The 20700-nt window shown below is 74.6% G+C and carries 17 protein-coding genes and 2 pseudogenes; 6 read left to right on the forward strand and 13 right to left on the reverse strand.

Features of this window, described 5'->3' with window-relative positions:
* Positions 1–87: 87 nt before the first annotated feature.
* The 5 genes from ACSUPT_RS09585 to ACSUPT_RS09605 form a co-directional block, all read right to left on the reverse strand.
* On the reverse strand, positions 88–1512 hold the full coding sequence (locus tag ACSUPT_RS09585) for a S28 family serine protease (protein WP_365728265.1): 1425 nt from the start codon (positions 1510–1512) through the stop codon (positions 88–90).
* A gap of 283 nt (positions 1513–1795) precedes the next feature.
* Positions 1796–2152 carry a hypothetical protein gene (locus tag ACSUPT_RS09590; protein WP_351967222.1) on the reverse strand — a complete coding sequence of 119 codons (357 nt, stop codon included), beginning with the start codon at positions 2150–2152 and terminating at the stop codon, positions 1796–1798.
* A 118-nt stretch (positions 2153–2270) separates the two neighbouring features.
* Positions 2271–2651, reverse strand: a complete 381-nt coding sequence (locus ACSUPT_RS09595; protein WP_404143068.1) for a hypothetical protein — start codon at positions 2649–2651, stop codon at positions 2271–2273.
* Positions 2652–2819: 168 nt separating this feature from the next.
* Positions 2820–6563: an ABC transporter ATP-binding protein gene (locus ACSUPT_RS09600; RefSeq protein WP_436944055.1), complete on the reverse strand. Its 3744-nt coding sequence runs from the start codon at positions 6561–6563 to the stop codon at positions 2820–2822.
* Between the two features lie 342 nt (positions 6564–6905).
* Complete coding sequence (locus ACSUPT_RS09605; protein WP_436944056.1) at positions 6906–7835, reverse strand: zinc-binding dehydrogenase; 930 nt, start codon at positions 7833–7835, stop codon at positions 6906–6908.
* A 77-nt stretch (positions 7836–7912) separates the two neighbouring features.
* On the opposite strand from ACSUPT_RS09605, the gene ACSUPT_RS09610 reads away from it, so the two are divergent.
* On the forward strand, positions 7913–8311 hold the full coding sequence (locus ACSUPT_RS09610; protein WP_351967159.1) for a winged helix-turn-helix transcriptional regulator: 399 nt from the start codon (positions 7913–7915) through the stop codon (positions 8309–8311).
* Between the two features lie 221 nt (positions 8312–8532).
* Here ACSUPT_RS09610 and ACSUPT_RS09615 read toward each other — a convergent pair whose 3' ends face one another.
* The 3 genes and pseudogenes from ACSUPT_RS09615 to ACSUPT_RS09625 form a co-directional block, all read right to left on the reverse strand.
* Positions 8533–8931 (reverse strand): hypothetical protein, encoded by a 399-nt coding sequence (locus tag ACSUPT_RS09615; RefSeq protein ID WP_436944057.1) that lies wholly within the window; start codon positions 8929–8931, stop codon positions 8533–8535.
* Between the two features lie 199 nt (positions 8932–9130).
* On the reverse strand, positions 9131–10753 hold the full coding sequence (locus ACSUPT_RS09620; protein ID WP_361655044.1) for a serine/threonine-protein kinase: 1623 nt from the start codon (positions 10751–10753) through the stop codon (positions 9131–9133).
* Positions 10754–11005: 252 nt separating this feature from the next.
* Positions 11006–11863, reverse strand: a pseudogene (locus ACSUPT_RS09625) (alpha/beta fold hydrolase).
* A 339-nt stretch (positions 11864–12202) separates the two neighbouring features.
* Here ACSUPT_RS09625 and ACSUPT_RS09630 point away from each other — a divergent pair.
* The gene (locus ACSUPT_RS09630; protein ID WP_399219261.1) at positions 12203–13045 is read left to right on the forward strand and encodes an endonuclease I family protein; all 843 of its coding nucleotides are present in this window, start codon (positions 12203–12205) and stop codon (positions 13043–13045) included.
* Between the two features lie 32 nt (positions 13046–13077).
* Here ACSUPT_RS09630 and ACSUPT_RS09635 read toward each other — a convergent pair whose 3' ends face one another.
* Positions 13078–14766, reverse strand: a complete 1689-nt coding sequence (locus ACSUPT_RS09635) for a thiamine pyrophosphate-binding protein (protein WP_436944058.1) — start codon at positions 14764–14766, stop codon at positions 13078–13080.
* A 147-nt stretch (positions 14767–14913) separates the two neighbouring features.
* Positions 14914–15891, reverse strand: coding sequence for an agmatinase (gene speB, locus ACSUPT_RS09640; protein ID WP_351967764.1), 978 nt, complete (start codon positions 15889–15891; stop codon positions 14914–14916).
* 136 nt (positions 15892–16027) lie between these two features.
* Here speB and ACSUPT_RS09645 point away from each other — a divergent pair, with 136 nt between their 5' ends.
* Positions 16028–17473: a PucR family transcriptional regulator gene (locus ACSUPT_RS09645; protein ID WP_436944059.1), complete on the forward strand. Its 1446-nt coding sequence runs from the start codon at positions 16028–16030 to the stop codon at positions 17471–17473.
* A gap of 4 nt (positions 17474–17477) precedes the next feature.
* Here the strand turns inward: ACSUPT_RS09645 and ACSUPT_RS09650 are convergent, their stop codons facing one another.
* Positions 17478–17789 carry a hypothetical protein gene (locus ACSUPT_RS09650; protein ID WP_403501194.1) on the reverse strand — a complete coding sequence of 104 codons (312 nt, stop codon included), beginning with the start codon at positions 17787–17789 and terminating at the stop codon, positions 17478–17480.
* The gene (locus ACSUPT_RS09655; RefSeq protein WP_351967762.1) at positions 17786–18103 is read right to left on the reverse strand and encodes a hypothetical protein; all 318 of its coding nucleotides are present in this window, start codon (positions 18101–18103) and stop codon (positions 17786–17788) included. Before ACSUPT_RS09655 ends, ACSUPT_RS09650 begins: the two co-directional genes overlap by 4 nt.
* A gap of 207 nt (positions 18104–18310) precedes the next feature.
* Between ACSUPT_RS09655 and ACSUPT_RS09660 the strand changes: the two genes are divergently transcribed.
* The 3 genes from ACSUPT_RS09660 (at position 18311) to ACSUPT_RS09670 (ending at position 20045) form a co-directional block, all read left to right on the forward strand.
* Positions 18311–19105: a helix-turn-helix domain-containing protein gene (locus tag ACSUPT_RS09660; RefSeq protein WP_365724816.1), complete on the forward strand. Its 795-nt coding sequence runs from the start codon at positions 18311–18313 to the stop codon at positions 19103–19105.
* Complete coding sequence (locus ACSUPT_RS09665; RefSeq protein WP_351967760.1) at positions 19098–19316, forward strand: DUF397 domain-containing protein; 219 nt, start codon at positions 19098–19100, stop codon at positions 19314–19316. Before ACSUPT_RS09660 ends, ACSUPT_RS09665 begins: the two co-directional genes overlap by 8 nt.
* 279 nt (positions 19317–19595) lie before the next feature.
* Complete coding sequence (locus tag ACSUPT_RS09670) at positions 19596–20045, forward strand: hypothetical protein (protein ID WP_403501189.1); 450 nt, start codon at positions 19596–19598, stop codon at positions 20043–20045.
* A gap of 112 nt (positions 20046–20157) precedes the next feature.
* On the opposite strand, the pseudogene ACSUPT_RS09675 reads toward ACSUPT_RS09670, so the two are convergent.
* Positions 20158–20262: pseudogene (locus ACSUPT_RS09675) on the reverse strand (VOC family protein); the annotation flags it as partial.
* Positions 20263–20700 lie beyond the last annotated feature (438 nt).

Below are 20700 nucleotides of genomic sequence, written 5' to 3' on the forward strand. Positions count from 1 at the left end.
CCGGCGGCCGAGGGTCCGTGGAACGCGCGCGGGGTGCGGGCCCGGCATCCGCTGCCGGGCCCGCACCCCGTTCACGTACGGCGGGTGTTACGGAAGGAACCGCGGGCCGCGCTGGACGTCGCGCTTGTCGAGGCGCGCGTCGTAGCGGGCGAGCGGCTGGGCGCGGTCCGGGTCGGCCTGGACGGCGGCCGGGGCGACGCCCGCCCACTGCAGGAGCTTCGCCGTGGCGAGGTCCCGCTCCCGCTCCTTCAGACCGGCGATGTTCGCGCCGTGGTTGGCGCCGGGCGCGGTGAAGACGTAGCTGTCCTTCGCGCCGCGGTCGACGCGGAACGGCTCGGCGCTCCACGGGTCGCGCTCACCGTTGACGAACAGCATGCGCTGCGCGTTGTGGCGGACCCACGTGTCGACGTCGCGCATCGCCCACGGCTTGAACCGCACGGGGATGTCGTCCGGCACGAAGGAGTGCGCGGGCTGGTAGCCGTAGCGGCTGAGGCCGTCGAGGTGCGGCAGGCGCAGGCTGGGCGAGCCGAGCTCGGTGGCCGCCTGGTAGTAGTACGGCGTGTACGGCTCCAGGCCCTGGTCGGTGTAGAAGGACCAGCCGGAGTACGTGTCGATGGTCTCGTACACGGCGTCGTCCGTGGCGGTGGCGGCGTCCGGGATGGTCGCGCAGTCCTGCTCGCCCCAGTACTGCCAGAAGGCCCAGACGAAGTCGAGGACGACCGCCTCGTACGCCTTGTCGATGCTGCCGACCGTGTGGAAGGTGGCGCCCTCGGCGGCGGCCCACTCCTGGTACTTCCTCTGGAGCGGCTCGCGGCGGACGAGGGCCTCGCGCTGGAGGGCGTTCAGCCGGGCGCGGCACTCCTGGCTGCCGACGTTCTCGAAGAACCGGTCGTAGGCGGAGTCCTCGCGGTTGACGACGTCGTTGGGCGCGACGTACGCGACGACGGCGTCCATGTCGCGCGGGTAGAACCGCTCGTAGTACGTGGCGGTCATGCCGCCCTTGGAGCCGCCGGTGGCGACCCACTTGCGGTCGTAGATCTTCTTCAGCGCGGTGAACAGGCGGTGCTGGTCGGACGCGGCCTGCCAGATGTCCAGCTTCGACCAGTCGGCGGGCTGGGGGCGGGACGGGGTGAAGTAGCGGTACTCCAGGGAGACCTGGTTGCCGTCGACGATCCGGGTGGGCTCGGAGCGGCGCGGGTTGGTGTTCAGGCCGTAGCCGCTGGTGAAGAACACCGTGGGGCGGGTGGTGTCCTTGTGCAGCAGGGTGAGGCGCTGCTCGAAGGTGCCCTTGGCGGGGCGGCGGTGGTCCACCGGCTGGGTGTAGCCGAGGACGAAGAAGCGGTAGCCGGGGTAGGGCTTCTCCTCGATCAGGGACATGCCGGGGATCGCGAGGACGCGGTCCTTGATGTCCGGTCCTGCGCTGTCCTGTCCGGCGGCGGTGGCCGTGCCGGCCGTGCCCAAGGTGCCTATGAGCACCACGAGCGACAGCAGCCATCTGAGCGTCGTGCGCATGCGCTGCCTTCCACTGGGTTCGTTGCGGTCGCGGTGAACCTAGCGGTGCGCGCGGGTGCCTGACCAGCCCCCGGCCGGGTGGGGGCGCCGGGACGCCGGTCGCCCGTGGTGGCGGGCGGGGTGACGGAGCGTCGGGTGACACCGGTCCTGGGGGGGCGGGGCGCCGGGTGGCCCATCGGTCCTGGGGGCGGCGGCCCATCGGTCCTGGGGGATGGCGGGGCGTCGGGTGCTTCCGGCCCGGGGGCTGACGGGGTGACGGGTGGAGGCGCTCAGGGCGCGGCGGTCAGCAGAGGATCCAGCCGGTGGAGCCGCCGCGGCCGGAGACGGCGCCGGTGGCGCGGACGCAGCGGTTGAGGGCGTGGACGGTGACCGGCCCGGCCTGCCGGGTGAACCTGCCGCTGTCGGCGAGGGCCCGCCCGCCGCGCGGCTGGAGGGTGACGGACATGGGGCGGCGGGGCCCCGGCTTGGCGACGGTGACGGCGCAGGCGTACTGGCGGTTCTTGTAGACCCGCAGCTCCCCCGTGGCGAACTTGACGGTCTTGGCCAGCCGGCCGGGGCAGCCCGCGAGCCGGGCGGCCTCCGCGTCGGCCACACCGGGCCCGGCGACGCCCAGCACCCCGGCGGCCACGACGGCGGCCACGCCCCCGGCGACCCGCCCGCGCCACGCGCCCGCACTCCACCTGAACACCTGTCGGCCCCCTCGCCTCGTCCCCGTACACGCGTACGACGCGAGAACGGCCCGGACGGTTGCCCTCCGGTCAGGCGGTGGCCCAGGTGAGCACCCACAGGACGGCGGCGGCGGAGAACGCGAGCTGCGCGTACAGGGCGGCCCGCCGCACGAGGGCGGTGCGGCGGCCCCGGTCGGGTGTGAACAGGGCCACGCAGCAGGCCACGGCGACGGCGGCGAAGCAGAACTGCGGGGTCCCTTCGGGCCACTTCGTGCCGCAGTCACCCCCGTACGTCACGCACCGGCTGCCCACCTCTCCGGCCAGCGGCACCAGCCAGGCCGCCAGCCACACCGGCGGCAACCCGAGAGCGCAGGCCAGGGAGATGCCCCGCAGCGCCCGGGCGGAGACAGGACGGACCGGGTGTGCGGGCTCGGCGGGACGCGCGGGGGACGGGGTGTCGTTCAAGCTCATGCCCCCACCCCACCAGGGCGGGGGCGCCCGGACATGAGCACGACTACGCAGATGCCCTACTCACCTCTCCGGCGGGGGCCCGTGCGCCCGGCTCGGGTGGGGCGCGCTGCTCCCGCACAGCGGCTGCCACCGGAGCCGGGCGGGCCCCGGCGGTGTCGGGGCCCCGGCTCAGCCCACGTGTTCCGGTTCGCCGGCGAAGGTGCGCCACAGGGTGGCGTAGCGGCCTTCGCGAGCGAGGAGTTCCTCGTGGGTGCCGTCCTCGACGGCGCGGCCGTGGTCCATGACGACCACGCGGTCGGCGCGGGCGGCCGTGGTGAGGCGGTGGGCGACGACCAGGGTGGTGCGGCGGCCCGCCAGGCGCTGGGTGGCGGCGTTGACCTGGGCCTCCGTCGCCAGGTCCAGGGCCGCCGTCGCCTCGTCGAGGAGCAGGACGTCCGGGTCGACCAGTTCGGCGCGGGCCAGGGCGATCAGCTGCCGCTGGCCGGCCGACAGGTTGCGCCCGCGCTCGGCGACCTCGTGGAGGTAGCCGCCCTCCAGCGTGGCGATCATGTCGTGGGCGCCGACCGCGCGGGCGGCGGCCTCCACGTCGGCGTCGGTCGCGTCGGGCCGCCCGTAGGCGATGGCGTCCCGCACGGTGCCGGGGAACAGGTACGCCTCCTGCGGGACGACGCCGAGGCGGTGCCGGTACGCGGTGAGGTCCAGCTCCCGCAGGTCGGTGCCGTCGACGGTGACCCGGCCCGACGTCGGGTCGTAGAACCGCGCGACCAGCTTGACCAGCGTCGACTTGCCCGCGCCGGTCTCCCCGACGAACGCGACGGTCTGCCCGGCCGGGATCCGCAGGGAGACGCCGCTCAACGCCTCCTCCTCGTCGCCGTACCGGAACGACACGTCCTCGAAGGCGATCTCGCCCTTCAGGGACGGCACCGGGCGCGGGTCGGCGGCGGGCGGGGTGGAGGCCGGCTCGCGCAGCAGCTCCTGCATGCGGCGCAGCGACACCGTCGCCTGCTGGTAGCCGTCGAAGACCTGCGACAGCTGCTGCACGGGCGCGAAGAACAGGTCGATGTAGAGCAGGTACGCGACGAGGGCGCCCGGCGTGAGCGTGCCCGCGTCGATCCGGCCCGCGCCGACGACCAGCACCGCGGCGGCGGCCAGCGACGACAGCAGCTGCACGAACGGGAAGTACACGGAGATCAGCCACTGGCCGCGCACCCGCGCCTCGCGGTACTCCAGGCTGCGGCGGGTGAAGCGGGCGGTGCCGGACCGCTCGCGGCGGAACGCCTGCACGATCCGCAGCCCGGACACGGTCTCCTGGAGGTCGGCGTTGACGACGCTGATCCGCTCGCGGGCCAGCTCGTACGCCTTGACGCTGGCGCGCCGGAAGAAGAACGTCCCGATGACCAGTACGGGCAGGGTCGCGAAGACGACCAGCGCGAGCTGCACGTCGATCACGACGAGCGCGACCATGATCCCGAAGAAGGTCACGACGGAGACGAACGCGGTGACCAGGCCGGTCTGGAGGAACGTGGACAGGGCGTCCACGTCGGTGGTCATCCGGGTCATGATCCGGCCGGTCAGCTCGCGCTCGTAGTAGTCGAGGCCGAGCCGCTGGAGCTGCGCGAAGATCTTCAGGCGGAGCGCGTACAGCACCCGCTCGCCGGTCCGCCCGGTCATCCGGGTCTCGCCGACCTGCGCCGCCCACTGCACGGCGACGGTGAGCAGCGCCAGTCCGGACGCCGCCCACACCGCGCCGAGCGCCAGCTGCGTGACGCCCTCGTCGATGCCGTGCCGGATCAGGACGGGCAGGAGCAGGCCCATGCCCGCGTCCACGGCGACGAGCAGCAGGGCGAACAGCAGCGGCAGCCCGAAGCCGCGCAGGAGGCGGCGCAGCCCGTACGACTCCTCGGGCCGTACCGCGCGGGCCTCGTCCACGTCGGGCGTGTCGGTCGCCGGGGGCAGCGCCTCCACCTGGGCGAGCAGCTCGGGTGTGGCGCCGGGGGTCCTGGCGGGTCCGGGCTCGGCGGTGTCGCGGTCCCACAGGGCGGGCGTGATGCCGCGCTCGGCGTCGAACTCGGCGTCCAGCTCGTCCCGTACGGTGCGGTCCTCGTCCTCGTCGGGGGCGGCCTGGAGGAGGTGGCCGGGCGAGACGCCGCCCAGCTCGTCGGGGTCGGTGAGCAGCCGCCGGTACAGGGCGGAGCGCTCCTGGAGCTCCTCGTGGGTGCCGATGTCGGAGAGGCGGCCGCCGTCGAGTACGGCGATGCGGTCGGCGAGGTTGAGGGTGGAGCGGCGGTGGGCGATGAGGAGGGTGGTCCGCCCGGCCATGACGGCGCGCAGCGCCTCGTGGATCTCGTGCTCGACGCGGGCGTCGACGGCGGACGTGGCGTCGTCGAGGAGGAGCAGCCTCGGGTCGGCGAGGATGGCGCGGGCGAGGGCGATGCGCTGGCGCTGCCCGCCGGAGAGGGTCAGGCCGTGTTCGCCGACGGTCGTGTCGTACCCGTCGGGCAGGTCGGTGATGAACCCGTCGGCGCGTGCGGCGCGCGCCGCGGCCCTGATCTCCTCGTCGGTGGCGTCGGGGCGGCCGTAGGCGATGTTGGCGCGGACCGTGTCGGAGAAGAGGAAGCTGTCCTCCGGTACGAGGCCGATGGCGGCCCGCAGCGACTGGAGGGTGAGGTCGCGCACGTCGTGGCCGCCGACGCGGACGGCGCCGCCGGTCACGTCGTAGAAGCGGGGCAGGAGCAGCGAGACGGTCGACTTGCCGCTGCCGGACGCGCCGACGACGGCGACGGTCTCGCCGGGGCGGATGGTGAGCGAGAAGCCGTCGAGCACGGACCGGGCGTCGTCGCCGTCGCCGTACGCGAAGGACACGTCGTCGAACTCGACGCCGGCGGGCGCGTCGGCGGGCAGCTCCACGGTGCCGTCGGCCAGGGACGGCTCGGTGTCGATCAGCTCCAGGACGCGTTCGACGCCGGCGCGGGCCTGCTGGCCGACGGTGAGGACCATGGCGAGCATCCGGACCGGGCCGACGAGCTGGGCGAGGTACGTGGAGAACGCGACGAACGTGCCGAGCGTGATCTCGCCGCGTGTGGCGAGCCAGCCGCCCAGCGCGAGCATGGCGACCTGGCCGAGCGCGGGCACGGCCTGGAGGGCGGGGGTGTAGCGGGAGTTCAGGCGGATGGTGCGCAGCCGGGCGGCGAACAGTTCGCGGCTGGCCGTGCGGAGCTTGTCGGTCTCCTGGTCCTCCTGGCCGAAGCCCTTCACGACGCGTACGCCGGTGACGGCGCCGTCCACGACCCCGGCGACGTGCCCGGCCTGGGCCTGGGCGTACCAGGTGGCGGGGTGCAGCTTGACGCGGCTGCGCTTGGCGATGAACCACAGCGCGGGGGCGACGGCGAGGACGACGAGGGTGAGGGGCAGCGACAGCCAGGCCATGATGCCGAGGCTGATGAAGAAGAGGAGGAAGTTCCCGATGGTCATCGGGAGCATGAAGAGAAGGCCCTGGATGAGTTGCAGGTCGCTGGTGGCGCGGCCGATGACCTGGCCGGTGGACAGCTCGTCCTGGCGCCTGCCGTCGAGGCGGGTGATCGTCCCGTACATCTCGGTGCGCAGGTCGTGCTGGACGTCGAGCGCGAGGCGTCCGCCGTAGTAGCGGCGGACGTAGGTGAGGGCGTACACGGCGAGGGCGGCGGCGATCAGGACGCCGATCCACAGGCCGAGGGATCCGGTGCCCGCGCCGATCACGTCATCGATGACGATCTTGGTGATGAGGGGGACGAGCGCCATGACCGCCATGCCGCCCAGCGACGAGCCAAGGGCGAGGACGACGTCCTTCCGGTGCCGCCAGGCGTATCCCCAGAGCCGCTTGGCCCACCCCGGCTCCGTCGCCCGCTCCTGTTTCTCCCCCGCCGCCGACACCACGTCCCAGCCTCCCGTTTCGCCCGATTCCGCTGATCTACCGCAAGGCACCAACAGGACGGGGTGCGATTTTCATCCCGGCGGGGCGGAGAGGGGGCCAGGACCATCCTTTCGGCCTAGGACCCGCGGGGTGGATCCTGCGCGGGGCGGCGGGCCTCCGGAGGCGGGCGGGGGCGCCGGTCGATGCCGGGCTGGGCGGTGCGGCTTCCGGAGGCCGGGCGGGGGCGGTGTCCGGCCGGGCGGGGCGGCGGGTCTACGGAGGCGGGCGGGGCGGCTTCCGGAGGCCGGGCGGGGCGGTGCGGTGCCGGGCTGGGCGGCCTGGGAGGCGGGCGGGCGGGCGGCGGGTCAGCGCGGTGCGGCGGACGTCACCGCCAGGACCGCCTTCCCCGGGACGCGGCGGCCGCGCAGCGCCTCGGCTGCCTCGTCGAAGCGGTCCCAGGTCCCCTGCCAGCCGATCTCGACGGTGAGGGCCCCCTCGGCGGCCATCCCGGTGAGAACCGCCAGGTCCGCCCCGGCCGCCCCCTCGATGACGAAGGAGCTGAGCGACTTGGCCGGGCCGACGGTCGCGTACGGCGGGAAGACCGCCGGCTCCCCGGACGTCCAGCCGACGCTCTGCACGCTGCCTCCGGGGGCGAGCAGGTTCCACGCCTCGACGAGCTGGGGGCCGCCGACGCTGTCGACGACCACGTCGACCGGTGCCCGCAGCCCGTCGAGGCCGGTCAGCACCTCGTCGGCGCCGAGCTCGGCGAGGCCCTGCCCGCGGGCCGCCGAGCCCACGGAGGCGATCACATGGGCACCGGCCCGCGCCGCCAGCTGGACGGCGTACCGGCCGACGCCACCGGAGGCGCCAGTGACCAGCACCCGCTTGCCCGGCGCGAGCCCGGCGGCCCGCAGGGAGCGCAGCGCCGCCACTCCGGCGACCGGCAGCGCAGCCGCCCGCGCCAGGTCCAGGCCCTCGGGGACCTCGGCGAGCGCGTCCACGTCGATCGCGACGCGCTCCGCGAACGCCCCCGTGGTCAGGGCCACCACCTCGGTGCCCACCGCCGGGCCGGTTCCGTCGGCGGCGGCCCGGACGACCACGCCCGCGGCGTCCGAGCCGAGCACCGCGCCCACCGGCACCCGCCCGGAGCGGGCGTCGTTGAGGTCGCCGTAGTTCAGCGAGGCGTGCGAGACGTCCACCAGGACCTGGCCCGGACCGGGCACGGGCTCGGGGACCTCGGCGAGGCGCACGGCCGCGGGTGCGGAAGGATCGACGACGAGAGCGCGGACGGGCATGTCTTCCCCCTTGGTTCACGATGTGTAACAGCAGTCATCATCGATAACCTCACCGGTCACCGGAAGGAGGCACTTTCGTGTCACGCAGTCACACCCGTGTTACCGAAGCGCTGAAGGAGGAGGCCTGCCCGGTCACCGAGGTGCTCGACCGCGTCGCGGGGAAGTGGAGCATCGGCATCCTGATCGCCGCCGCCCACGGCCCGGTCCGCTTCACCGAACTGGAACGCGCCATCCAGGGCATCAGCCGGCGCATGCTCACCCTCAACCTGCGCAGGCTGGAGCGGGACGGACTGCTGGTGCGCACCGTGTACCCGACGGTGCCGCCCAAGGTGGAGTACAGCCTCACCCCCATGGCGCGGGAGCTGCACGCGTCGCTGACCGGACTGGTGGGCTGGGCGGAGCGGCACCGCTCCGCCATCGCCGAGGCCCGCGCCGCCTACGACAGCGCGGCGGAACGGAGCACCGCCGCCGACTGACGGCGGGGCGCCCACCGCCCCGGCGTGCGCCATCCGGCGCACGATGGCGGAGGTGGACCCCGCGGCGGTGGGGTGCGGCGTCCCGGCCTGCGTGATGGTCGAGTCGACGTCGTGGACGGGGGATTCGGCGGAGAGCTTCGCCGCGCTTGTCGGAGGCCGTGGAGGCGCACATCATCGCGGCCGGCCGACACGCGGGGCGCCGCATCCCCGCCGAGCGCCGGTCAGGCCACGGTGTCCCCGCCGAGCCGGGCGCTCCGTACGCGATTGCGCAGGTGAACGACGAGGGGCAGGGCCGATCCGATCAGCGCCATGACGGCCGCCGCGGCCCAGTGCCGCGCCTGCTGGCCCATGAGCAGGCACGAGCCGGCACCGAAGCAGGCGCCCGCCGCCGGGACCAGCGCCGCGTACGGGGCGGCGGTCGTACCGGTGAGGGACGCCACGCTGAAGTAGGCGACGACGAATCCGGCGAACAGGGCAAGCGTGTACCACTCCCCGCCGTCAGGGAGGGCGTAGCCCTTGCGGGTCCGCTCCAGCCCCAGGTCGACGGCCCCGGCGACCGCCCAGAAGAACGCGCTGGAAGCCACCGCGCCGAGAGCGACGCGCCACGCCGTATTCGTCATGCCCGGATCGTAGGGACGGTGGACGCTCTCGGGCCAGGGCGTTGTTCCGCCCTCCGCCCGCACGCCAGGCCTCCGCTCGCACGGCCCGGCGGGGGCCGCCGCGTCGAGGGCGGCGGGCGGACGGCTCCGTCCTCGGTGTCCGGCGGCGTTCCCACGCCGCTGCCCACGTGCCCGGGCAGAACTCCGCCACAGCGGGAGGCTAGGAGCGGGCGCCGAGTTCCCGGGCGAGGGCCTTCGCCTCGGCCTCGGTGTAGGTGCCGGCGATCTGCGCCTCTCCGCCGGTGATGGCCGAGTTGATGGCGGGGGCGCTGATGAGCCGGTCGCCGAGGACGATGGCGATCTGGTTCCGGGGCACCGCGCGGGGCGCCGCCCGCCCGGTGAGCGCCGCGAACCGCTTGCCGTCGCCCTCGTCGAACGTCATCGTGATCACCCAGGCGCCCGACTTGTCCTGCTCGGCGCGCACCTGCCGCAGCTGCCGGACGCTCATCCGGTCCTCGGACCGAGTGGAGATCCGGTAGCAGCCGCCCAGTTCCGCCGAGTGGAAGGTGGGCGGCGGCAGCTCGTCGGTGCACGCGCCCGGTTTGCTCTGCTCCACCAGGGCCAGCCGCAGGTCCTGCCGCACGGGGTTCGGGGATTCCTCCCCGTCCCGGAGGAAGGACAGGACGCCGGATTCGAGCGCGACCAGGGCGACGACTCCGCCGACGAGCGCCGCGACGACCGCGCTGATCCGCCGCGGCGCCCGCGACCGGCGGCGGTCCGCCCCGCCCGCCCCGGACCGGCCTGGCGTGGACGGCGCGGGCCCTGACGGGCCGGAACCGGTCGCCCCGGGCAGGTGGCGGGTGCGCGCGGCGGCGGGCGGGGGGCGCTCGGTGACCGCCTCGGGGTCGACACGCCGCACGGCCGCGTCGGCCTCCTCCGTACGACGCCGCCGGTGCCGTTCGATCGCGGTGGACCAGGCGGGCGGCAGCCAGTCGGTGGCGCCCCGCGCCTGCGGGCGGGCGGCCAGTACGGCGCCGACCCGGGCCAGCAGCTCTTGCGGGGTCGGCCGGTCGGCGGGGTCCGGGGCGAGGCACGGCAGGATCAGCGCGTCGAGTGCGGCGGGCAGGCCGGCCAGGTCGAGGTCGCCCTCGGCCGCGCGGACGAGCTGCTCCATCGCGGTGCCCTGGCCCATGTCGCGGTACGGGCTGCGCCCCGTGGCCAGGTGGAAGAGCGTGGCGCCCAGCGAGAACACGTCGGACGCGGTGGTCGTCGGCTCGCCGCGGGCCTGTTCGGGCGCGGCGAAGGCGATGGTGCCGAGGGCCGCCTTGGTGCGGGTGACGTCGGCGGCCTGGGAGATCCCGAAGTCGATCAGCCGGGGCCCGTCCTCGGGCAGCAGAACGTTGGACGGCTTGACGTCGCGGTGGACGAGCCCGGCGGCGTGGATGCTCACCAGCGCCTCGATCATGCCGGCCGCCACCCAGTGCAGCCCGTCGGACGGCAACGGACCGTGCGCGGCGACCAGTTCGCGCAAGGAGGGCGCCGGTACGTACTCGGTGGCCATCCACGGGACCGGAGCCTCGGCGTCGGCGTCGACGACACTGGCGGTGTACACCCCGCGCACCCGGCGGGCCAGGGCCACCTCCCGGGCGAAGCGGCGCCGGTCGGCCTCGGGGACGGTGACGCCGTCGCCCGCGGAGAGCAGGGTCTTGACGGCGACGGTACGGCCGCCGGGCGAACGGGCCAGGTACACCCGGCCCATGCCGCCGCTGGCCAGCTCGGTGAGCACGGTGTACGGACCGATCCGCGTCCCGGGGCGCACCGCCCCCGTCCACTCCGCCTGCACCGGTGCCTCCCCCGCTCCCGCACGGCCACTCGGACGGCCCACAGCCTAGGCGGCCCGAGCCCCGTTGTCGCCGGGTCCCCGCCGCCTCCCGAGCCCCGTTGCCGCCGGGCCCCCGCCGCCTGCCCGGCCCCGTTGTCGCCGGGTCCCCGCCGCCTCCCGAGCCCCGTTGCCGCCGAGCCAACGGCCCCGCCCGGACCCGCGCCCCGGCCGCCGCGCCCGGCCGCGCCCCGGTCGTCCCGCCGGGTGGCCGGGTCAGCGGGCTCCGTCCACGCCGTCCAGGAACGCCGTGACCGTGCGGGTGAACGCGGCCGGGTCGTCCAGCCAGGGGTAGTGGCCCGCGCCCGGCTGGACCGCGACCGTGGCGCGGGGGATCAACCGGGCGATGTCTCGCGCCACCCGGGGCCGGGGGCCTCCGTCCAGTTCTCCGGCGAGGAGCAGGGCCGGGGCGGTCAGTGCCCCGATGGCCGTGCGGGTCGCCCGCGGGTCGAAGGCGCCCGGCGCCGCGTACGCCTCCGCCGCCGGTTCGTTCGTCTGCTCGACCGCCGCCGCGTCGTGCGCCCGCGCCGCCTCGTCCCAGCGCCCGTAGAAGAAGGGGGCGGCCGCGTCGAAGTCGGCGTCCGTCGCCGTGCCGGACCAGATCGCCTCGTACGAGCCGTACGCCGCCCCGTACCACGGCTCGTCCGCGCGCAGCGCCGCCGCCTCCCGGCGGTGCTCGGGCGTGAAGTCGACGCCGAGGGCGCGTCCCCGCGCGGTGACCAGCGTCAGTGAGCGCACCCGGTGGGGGTGGCGGGCCGCGTAGAGGAGGGCGAGGTCTCCGGCAGCCGAGTGGGCGAGGAGGTCCAGCGCCTCCAGCCCCAGGTGCGCACGCAGGGCCTCCACGTCGGCCACCTACCGGTCGCACCGGTACGTGGCCGGGTCCGCCGGTGTGCCGGACGCGCCGGTGCCGCGCGGGTCGAGCAGGACCAGCCTTCGCCGCGCGGACAGTCCGCCGAGGTCTCCGAGGTACGCGGACGCGCGCATGGGGCCGCCCGGCAGACAGATCAGTGGCGCTCCGTCACCCATGAGGTGGCAGGCGAGTTTCGTCCCGTCGGGGGCGGTGAAGGTCGGCATGGCCTCATCCTCGGCAGCGGGGGTCGGGCGCATCAAGCGGTTTCCCCGCACCGGAGCCGGGCGGTGCCGCCGCCGCGGCCGGGGCGCAGGGGCCGGGGCGGAGACGGGCGCGACGGCCCCGGGCAGCGGCGGACACCAGCGCACCGCGCCTGACGCCGCGCCAGTTCCCAGGGCCCCCTTTCGGCCATATCGGCACGTCCATGACAATGACACAGGACCGACCCGTCCCGTTCACACGCGTGTCGCCGCAGGCATGGCACTCTCCCCTTGCCCACCGGTCAACTCGCGTAGACCGCCGAAACGTTCCCCCGTGTCCCCACCTCGGGAAAGGACTCCCCCATGCCGTCAACACCGGCCGCCTCCGCACGCCGCTGGAGGCTTCCCGTCCTGGCCACCGCCGCCGTGCTCGTCGGCGTGGCCGTCCCGGGCGCCGCCGCGGCCCCGGCCCCCGAGGCGACGGCCTCGGCCACCACCGCCACGGCCACCGTGTCCGCGTACGACGACACGTACTACGCGCCCGCCATCGGCAAGACCGGCACCAGCCTCAAGAGCGCCCTGCACTCGATCATCCGCAACCAGACGAAGATCTCGTACTCGGCGGTCTGGACGGCCCTGAAGGAGACCGACGAGGACCCGGCCAACAGCGCCAACGTCCGCCTCCTCTACAGCGGCACCTCCCGCTCCAAGGCCCTCAGCGGCGGCGACGTCGGCGACTGGAACCGCGAGCACGTGTGGGCCCAGTCCCACGGCGACTTCGGCACGTCCGCCGGCCCGGGCACCGACCTCCACCACCTGCGCCCCGCCGATGTGAAGGTCAACAGCATCCGCGGCAACAAGGACTTCGACATGGGCGGCAGCGCGGTCAGCGGCGCCCCCGGCAGCTACACCGACTCCAACAGCTTCGAGCCCCGCGCCGCCGACAAGGGCGACGTGGCGCGCATGATCCTGTACATGGCCGTCCGCTACGAGGGCACCGACGGCTGGCCGGACCTGGAGCCCAACGACGCCGTCACCAACGGCACCGTCCCCTTCCACGGCCGCCTCTCCGTGCTGAAGCAGTGGAACGAGCAGGACCCGCCGGACGCGTTCGAGCGCAACCGCAACGAGCTGATCTACCAGACCTACCAGCACAACCGGAACCCGTTCATCGACCACCCGGAGTGGGTCGAGGCCATCTGGTAGGCCGGACCCGACGCTCCTGACCTGACGGGCAGTCAGTCCTCCGTGTGCGTCGGCGCGAACATGCGGAGGACCGCCGGGAGCACCACCACGGACGGGCCGGGCGACCCGAGCGCTGCGCGCAGGTCGCCCTCCAGGTCCTCGGGCGTCGTCCGCTTCGCCGGGACGCCGAACGACTCGGCCAGGGCCACGAAATCGGGGCGCGCCAGCTCCGTGCCCGTGGCCCTGCCGTACGTCTGCGTCATGTATTCGCGCAGGATGCCGTAGCCGCCGTCGTCCACGATCAGCCAGGTCACCGGCAGGTCGTGCTGGCGGGCCGTCGCCAGCTCCGCGATCGAGTACAGGGCGCCGCCGTCGCCGGAGACCGCGAGCACGGGGCCCTCCGGGTCGGCCGCCGCGGCGCCGAGCGCGGCCGGGTAGGCGTAGCCGAGGCCGCCCGCGCCCTGCGCCGAGTGCATCGTGCCGGGGCGGCGCGCGTCGAACGCCGACCACGCCCAGTACGCCAGGATCGTCATGTCCCAGAAGGACGGCGCCGTGTCGGGCAGCGCGCGGCGCACGGACGCGAGCACCCGCCGCTCCAGGTCGAGGCCCTGCGCGTCGATCCGCTCCCGGACCGCCGCCAGCACCTGCCGTACCCGCTCGGGCGCGGCCGGGTCACGGCGCTCCTCCACCGTCTCCAGCAGCGCCGACAGGGCGAGGCGGGCGTCCGCGTGGATGCCGAGCGCCGGGTGGTTGGACTCCAGCTTCCCGAGGTCCGCCTCGATCTGCACGACGCGGCCGCGCGGCCGGAACGTGTGGTAGTTCGACGACAGTTCGCCGAGGCCGGAGCCGACGACCAGCAGGACGTCCGCGTCCTCGAGGAAGTCCGTGGTGTGCCGGTCCTCCAGCCACGACTGGAGCGACAGGGGGTGCTCCCACGGGAAGGCGCCCTTGCCGCCGAACGTCGTCACGACCGGCGCCGACAGCCGCTCCGCGAGCGCCCGCAGCTTCCCGGAGGCGTCCGACCGCACGACTCCGCCGCCCGCGACGATCACCGGGCGTTCGGCGTGCGACAGCCAGTGCGCGGCGAGCGCGGTCAGCTCCGGGCGCGGCACCAGTTCGTGCGGGGTCGCGTCGGGCGCCGTCACGACCGGCACGTCCGTCGGCGCGCCCAGCACGTCGGCCGGGATCTCCACCCACACGGGCCCGTGCGGGGCGGTCAGCGCCGACTCCCAGGCGGCGGCGATGGCCGAGGGGATCTGCGAGGCCGTACGGGCCTGGTGCACGGACTTCACGACATCGCGGAACGACGCCTGCTGGTCGCGCAGTTCGTGCAGGTAGCCGTGGCGTCCGCCGCCCATGCCCCGCGCCGGGACCTGCGCGCCGATGGCGACGACCGGCGCCGACGCGGCGGCGGCCTCCTGGAGGGCGGGCAGCGCGGTCAGCGCGCCGGGCCCGGCGGACAGCAGCAGCGGCGCGGCCTCGCCGGTGATCCGTCCGTACGCGTCGGCGGCGAAGCCCGCGTTGTTCTCGACGCGCAGGCCCACATAGGTCAGGTCGGAGCGGCCGAGCGCGTCGAACATGCCGAGCGCGTGCTGCCCGGGCAGCCCGAAGACGGTCGTCGCGCCGAGCCCGCGCAGCGTCTCCACGACGAGGTCCCCGCCGGTGCGGCCGGGCGGCGGATTGAGCGCGGCGTGCGTCTGCGCGGCGGTGGGGCGCGGGACGAGGTCGTGGTCGTGGGTCATGCGGGTGCCTCCGGGGGGCCGGGGAGCGGTACGGCGGCGCCGGACCCCGTACGGGTGTCCGGCGCCGCCGGGAGGCTGACGCGCCTCCGCCGTCGGTGCGGCCGGCCGGGCCGGGGCGCACGCGCCGTCGGTGCGGCCGGCCGGGTGTCAGGCGTCGGTCGAGCGGGCCGCGGCGATCTGGCGGGACATGATCGTCGTCAGCTCGTACGCCGTGTGGGACGCGGCGACCGAGGTGATCTCGGCGTGGTCGTACGCCGGGGCGACCTCCACCACGTCGGCGGAGACGAGGTTGCAGGAGGCGAGGCCGCGCAGGATTTCCAGCAGCTCGCGGGAGGTCATGCCGCCCGCCTCGGGCGTGCCGGTGCCGGGGGCGTGGGCCGGGTCGAGGCAGTCGATGTCGATGGAGATGTACAGCGGGCGGTCACCGATGCGCTGGCGCAGCTGGTCGGCCACCTCGTCGGCGCCCCGGCGGTACACGTCGGCCGAGGTGACGATGCCGAAGCCCATCTTCTCGTCGTCCGTCAGGTCCTGCTTGCCGTACAGCGGGCCGCGCGTGCCGACGTGGGACAGCGCCTCGGTGTCGAGGATGCCCTCCTCGACGGCGCGGCGGAACGGCGTGCCGTGGGTGTACTCGGCGCCGAAGTACGTGTCCCACGTGTCGAGGTGCGCGTCGAAGTGGAGCAGCGCGACCGGGCCGTGCTTCTTGGCGACCGAGCGGAGCAGCGGCAGGGCGATCGTGTGGTCGCCGCCCAGGGTCATCAGGCGGGCGCCGGTGCCGAGCAGGTCGTCGGCGGCGGCCTCGATGGTCTCGACGGCCTCGTTGATGTTGAACGGGTTGACGGCGATGTCGCCGCCGTCCGCGACCTGCGCGAGGGCGAACGGGGAGGCGTCCTGCGCCGGGTTGTACGGGCGCAGCAGGCGGGACGCCTCGCGGATGGCGTTGCCGCCGAAGCGGGCGCCGGGCCGGTAGGAGACGCCGGAGTCGAACGGGACGCCGACCACCGCGACGTCGGCCGTGCCGACCTCGTCGAGGCGCGGCAGGCGGGCGAACGTCGCCGGGCCGGCGTAGCGCGGGACGCGGGAGGAGTCGATGGGGCCGCGGGGCGTGCCGCTGGTGCTGCTCATGTGGGGTGCCTTCTTTCCTGCGCTCGCGCCGTACGTCACACACACGGCGTCCATGAGGACGACGGTACGGGCGCCGACCGCGCCGTAGAAGTGTACGTTTCTTCCATTCGGGGGTCGCGGAGTGGAGGAAGCGTCCATGGTGGAGCCGTTGGTGCCGTTCGGGCCGCCCGTGCGGCTGGCCGCGCTGCTGGCCCGTCCCGAGCTGGGGCTGCGGCTGGTGGCGGGCGATCCGGGGGCCGAGCTGCACTGGGTGCACACCTCCGAGATGGCCGACCCGTACCCGTATCTGCTCGGCGGGGAGCTGCTGCTCACGGCGGGCGTGCAGCTCGCGGACGCCGGGGCGGACCCGGCGCGGTTCGTGGCGCGGGCGGCGGAGGCGGGCGCGGCCGCGCTGGGCTTCGGGGTGACTCCGGTGTACGACACGGTGCCGGGCGCGCTGGCCGAGGCGTGCGCGCGGTACGGGCTGCCGCTGGTGGAGGTGGAGCCGGGCACGACGTTCGCGGCGGTCGCGCGGGCGGTGTGGCGACTGATGGCCGACGCGCGGCTGCACGAGCTGCGCCGGGTGACGGACGCGCAGCGGGCGCTGGCCACCGCCGCCGCCCGGCCCGGTCCCGTACCGGCGGTGCTGAAGGTGCTGGCGGGGCGGCTGGGCGGGCGGGCCGCGCTGTACGCGCCGGACGGCACCGAGTTCGCGGCGGCCGGGCGCGGGCTCACCCCGGAGGAGGCGGCGGCGCTGGACCGGCTGGTCGCGGTGGTGGCGCGGGCTCAGCGGCGCCCGTCGTCGGCGGCGGACAGCGCGGGCGGGGCCGGCGGGGTGCGGCTCGTCGCGTACAGCCTCGGCACCGGCCGGGAGGGCCTGACGCTCGGGCTGGCGCTGGCGCGGCACGAGGAGGCCGACCAGCGGATCGCCGAGACGGCCATGGTGCTGCTGTCCCTGCTGACCGCGCCCCACCAGGGCGCCGACGAGGCCGCCCGGTCGGCCGCGCTGGTACGGCTCCTGCTGGGCGCCCGCCCCGAGGAGGTGGCGCCGCTGCTGGGCGAGGCGCCCTGGACGGTGGTCCACGCGCGCGGCGGCGACCCGCTGGGCCCGCCGCCCGCGCTGGGCACCCCGCTGGTGGACGCCTCCGACGGGACGGTACGGGCGCTGCTGCCGGCCGGGCGGGACGCGGCGCCGCAGCCGGGGTGGACCCTGGGGGTGAGCGCCCCGGCGGGCCCGGACGCGCTGGCGGCCGCCGACGCGCAGGCCGCCCGGGCGCTGCGCCGCGCGGAGGCCGCGCACACGGGCCTGGCCAGGCACCGGCCCGGTGGCCTGGACGCCCTGGTGGACCCGGCCGAGGCGGACGCGCACGCCCGCGCCCTGCTGGGCCCGCTCCTGGACAGCCCGGCGCTGGTGGAGACCCTGCGGGTGTGGCTGTCCCTGCACGGCGGCTGGGACCGCACGGCGGCGGCGCTGGGCGTCCACCGCAACACGGTCCGCCAGCGCGTCGCCCGCTGCGCCGCCCTGCTGGACGCGGACCTGGAGGACGCGCAGACCCGCATGGAACTGTGGTTCGCCCTGAGCCGCGTCGGGGACGACGCGTGAGGCCCTACGCGGACGCGCCCCCGTCGGCGCGGCTTTCCGCCCGCAAGCGCGCCCCCCTGCTCTCCGCGATGCGGTGCACGTCCCGCAGCGACTCCGCCATCCGCGCGACGGCGTACCGCAGCTGGTCGGAGGTCGCCCTGCGGTCGCTCAGCAACTCCGCGACGTGATCGAGCAGTTCGGCGGCCATACCGAGCTGGACGCTCTCGATCCGGTCGGCGACCTTGGAGATGTGGCCCAGGCCGTCGCCGATGAGGTAGCAGGGCTTGCCCCCGGAGCCGGTCCAGGGCAGCAGGCGGGCGGTCGTGTGGTCGCTCATGCCGTGATCTCGATTCCGTGGATGACGCGGGGACCCAGGTCGATGCCGTGCACGGCGAACCAGAGCGTCCGCCGCCGCGCCCGCCTCCGGCGCTCCTCGGCCCGCCGCTCGTGGGCGAGCAGGTACGGGCGGACGAGCGCGCTGTCCTCCCCCGCGTAGTACGGCTCCGGGGCGCGGGTGGGCCGGGGCGGCAGCGGCGCCGGTGTACGGACCGGCCGAGCGGCCGGGGACGGTGCCGCGCGGTGACGGGCGGGCGGCGGGGGCCACAGCAGCCGCAGCAGCGGGTCGAGGAGGCGGGCGATACAGTGCGACACGTCGTCAACTCCTGGTCAGTTGAGGGCCACGCCCCCGGGCCGTTCGTGCGGTCGCGGGGGTCCTGTGCGTACGGGCCCGGGCGGAAGCGAGCGGGACACCCTGGGGCGCCTGCGCTCTGTAGCGATTCACTCACAGCCTGGAGCCGGCCGGGCTACGCTGACCAGGGGTTTCGATGTGACAGATCATCTGTCACAAGGGAGTTGACGATGAGCAACATCTATGGGGAGTGGTTGAAGGCCCAACGGGAAGCGGCGGGCCTCACCCAGCAGCAGCTGGCCGAGACCGCGGTCATGACCCGTTCGCACATCGCCCACATCGAAGCGGGCCGCCGCGTCCCGTCCCGAGAGGACGCCCGCCGCCTGGACAGGGCCCTGAACACGGGAAACGTCCTCAGCAGCTTCCTGCCACAGGACGACGTGGCGGTCGCCGACTACTTCGAGGCGGCCCTCCACCTCGAACAGCAGGCGACAGTGATCCGTGAGTTCGCCCTGTCGTTCTTCCCAGGCATCCTCCAAACAGAGGCGTACGCGCGAGCGACCTTGAGCACGTCGTTCCCTCCCAGGAGTGAAGAGGAATGTGACAGGCTCGTCGTCACACGCCTCAAGCGGGCAGGGAGGCTGGCCGATCCAGTGACTCCCGTCGTGTGGGTGCTGCTGGACGAGTCGGTACTACACAGGGCCGTCGGCAGCTCAGAGATCATGGCGGAGCAGATCACCCACATGATCCGCCTGGTCGAGTCGGGACGCGTGCGCGTCCATGTGCTGCCGTTCAGACTCGGGGTCCACACGCTCATGCAAGGGATGCTCACCCTGCTCACGTTCGAGGACCAGCCTCCGGTGGCGTACTCCGAGGGCATCCAGATCGGCAAGGTGCACGACTCCCCGAGCGTGGTCGAACGACTCGAAGGCGCATACGATCTCGCGTTGAGCGACGCCATGCCGCTCAAGGAGTCACTGGCCCTGTTGAGGGCGACGGCAAAGGACTACGCAGAGCGTGAATGACCACACGATCCCGGATGCCTCCTCCCTGACCGGCTGGCGCAAGTCGTCGTACAGCGGCAACGAGGGCGGCAGTTGCGTGGAAGTCCTGGACAACCACCCCTCCGGCATACCCGTCCGGGACTCCAAGACCCCCCAGGGCCCCGCGCTCCTCTTCGCCGCCGGGCCCTGGTCCTCGTTCATCACGTCCCTCCGCGACGGCGACCTGCCGTGACCGCGTGAACCGCGGTCCGTCAACGGCATGGCGGGGCCTCGCCACCCGACGTGGCACCGGTCGTCCGAACCCCCTACTGTCTTGGGTTCCAGCAGTCAACGGACAGCCGCGGAGGCTTCGTTGTCCTCGTTACCGCCCCCTCCGAGCAGTGACCCCGCCCCCAGCCCCGACCCCGCCCCGGGCCCGGAGCCTTCACCCCCGCGGCGATCGCGCACGCGCAGGGCACGGGAGTGGTTCGGCGGGCTGAGTGAGGCCGGCAAGGTCGCCCTCGTCACCGCTGTGCTGACGACCGCCATCGGAGGGGCGTTCGGCGTCGTCAACACCGTCACGTCCGGTCTGATCGGCGGAAAGGGTAAAGAGGCCGGCGACGGAGTACCACAGACGGCCGGGCGGGCCGGCGCGCCGTCCGCGCACAACCCGGGCGAGGCCGGGCCGACCGCACCGGGCGCGGGCGCATCCGCCCGGTCCCCCGAGTGCGAGATCCGCTCGGGTCACGACCTCTACTGCACGGGTACGGCGGGGATCACGACGTACACCCAGCGCGACCGCGCGTCGCACCCCGCCAGGCCGCTCGGCCCCGAGACCCATTTCGTGTGCTGGGGGAAGGGCCGGGGCGACGAGATCTGGTACTGGGTGGCGTTCAAGACGAAGGACGAGCCTTGGGGCAATGTCCCGGCGAGGATGGTGAGTACGGATCCGATCCCCGCCACCGGCCTGAAGCAGTGCTAGTGGCCTGCTCCATGCGGCGCGCGTCCGGATCGACTTCGGGGTGCGTGAGCCGCACGGGCCTGCCCGGTGCCGGTGCGATCCAAGGCATCGCGAAGCACCGACGGCCGCTCCCCCGCGGCACATGTGCCGCCCCCAGCGCGACCAGCCGGGCGCACTCGGCCTCGGGTGCGGTAAGGCGCTCCTCACCCTCGAGCAGGGCGCCGTCAGCAGCCCGCAGTGGCGCCGTCGTTCACGTACGCGTCGACGCTGACCGAGTATCCGGCCCCGGTGGTGAGGTCGGGGGCGGCTTCCGTGACCGTCCTCCTCAAGGCGCTCGGCGGTGAGGAAGACGACCGACCTGTCCGCAGGCGCAAGAGGGGCTCCAGGGGTGAGGGCGGAGCGGCGGAGGGAGAAGGGGCCGTCGGACAGCCGCCTAAGCCCAACCGGCCCGCCGCCGCGGGCAGTCCGGCGCGCCCGCCGCACCACCGCCCGCACCTTCCGTCCAGGGACGATTCCGGCCAGATTCTCTGCAGACGACGGAAATCACTCCTTGATCACCCGTACCCGTCTTGCGTAGCGTCCGACAGGAATCCGGTCGTCGCCCCTGGCTTCGAGTCCCGCCGCCGGTGCGACGGCAACGGCCACACCACCAGGTGCCCCTGCGGCCGTCTCATCT

The organism is Streptomyces sp. SudanB25_2051 (genome assembly GCF_964272635.1).
GTDB lineage: Bacteria > Actinomycetota > Actinomycetes > Streptomycetales > Streptomycetaceae > Streptomyces.

Coding starts and splice junctions, on each gene's coding strand:
- ACSUPT_RS09585 (WP_365728265.1), bottom strand. CDS start 1,512: ATGCGCACGACGCTCAGATGGCTGCTGTCGCTCGTGGTGCTCATAGGC.
- ACSUPT_RS09595 (WP_404143068.1), bottom strand. CDS start 2,651: ATGAGCTTGAACGACACCCCGTCCCCCGCGCGTCCCGCCGAGCCCGCA.
- ACSUPT_RS09605 (WP_436944056.1), bottom strand. CDS start 7,835: ATGCCCGTCCGCGCTCTCGTCGTCGATCCTTCCGCACCCGCGGCCGTG.
- ACSUPT_RS09615 (WP_436944057.1), bottom strand. CDS start 8,931: ATGACGAATACGGCGTGGCGCGTCGCTCTCGGCGCGGTGGCTTCCAGC.
- ACSUPT_RS09630 (WP_399219261.1), top strand. CDS start 12,203: ATGCCGTCAACACCGGCCGCCTCCGCACGCCGCTGGAGGCTTCCCGTC.
- ACSUPT_RS09635 (WP_436944058.1), bottom strand. CDS start 14,766: ATGACCCACGACCACGACCTCGTCCCGCGCCCCACCGCCGCGCAGACG.
- speB (WP_351967764.1), bottom strand. CDS start 15,891: ATGAGCAGCACCAGCGGCACGCCCCGCGGCCCCATCGACTCCTCCCGC.
- ACSUPT_RS09645 (WP_436944059.1), top strand. CDS start 16,028: ATGGTGGAGCCGTTGGTGCCGTTCGGGCCGCCCGTGCGGCTGGCCGCG.
- ACSUPT_RS09650 (WP_403501194.1), bottom strand. CDS start 17,789: ATGAGCGACCACACGACCGCCCGCCTGCTGCCCTGGACCGGCTCCGGG.
- ACSUPT_RS09660 (WP_365724816.1), top strand. CDS start 18,311: ATGAGCAACATCTATGGGGAGTGGTTGAAGGCCCAACGGGAAGCGGCG.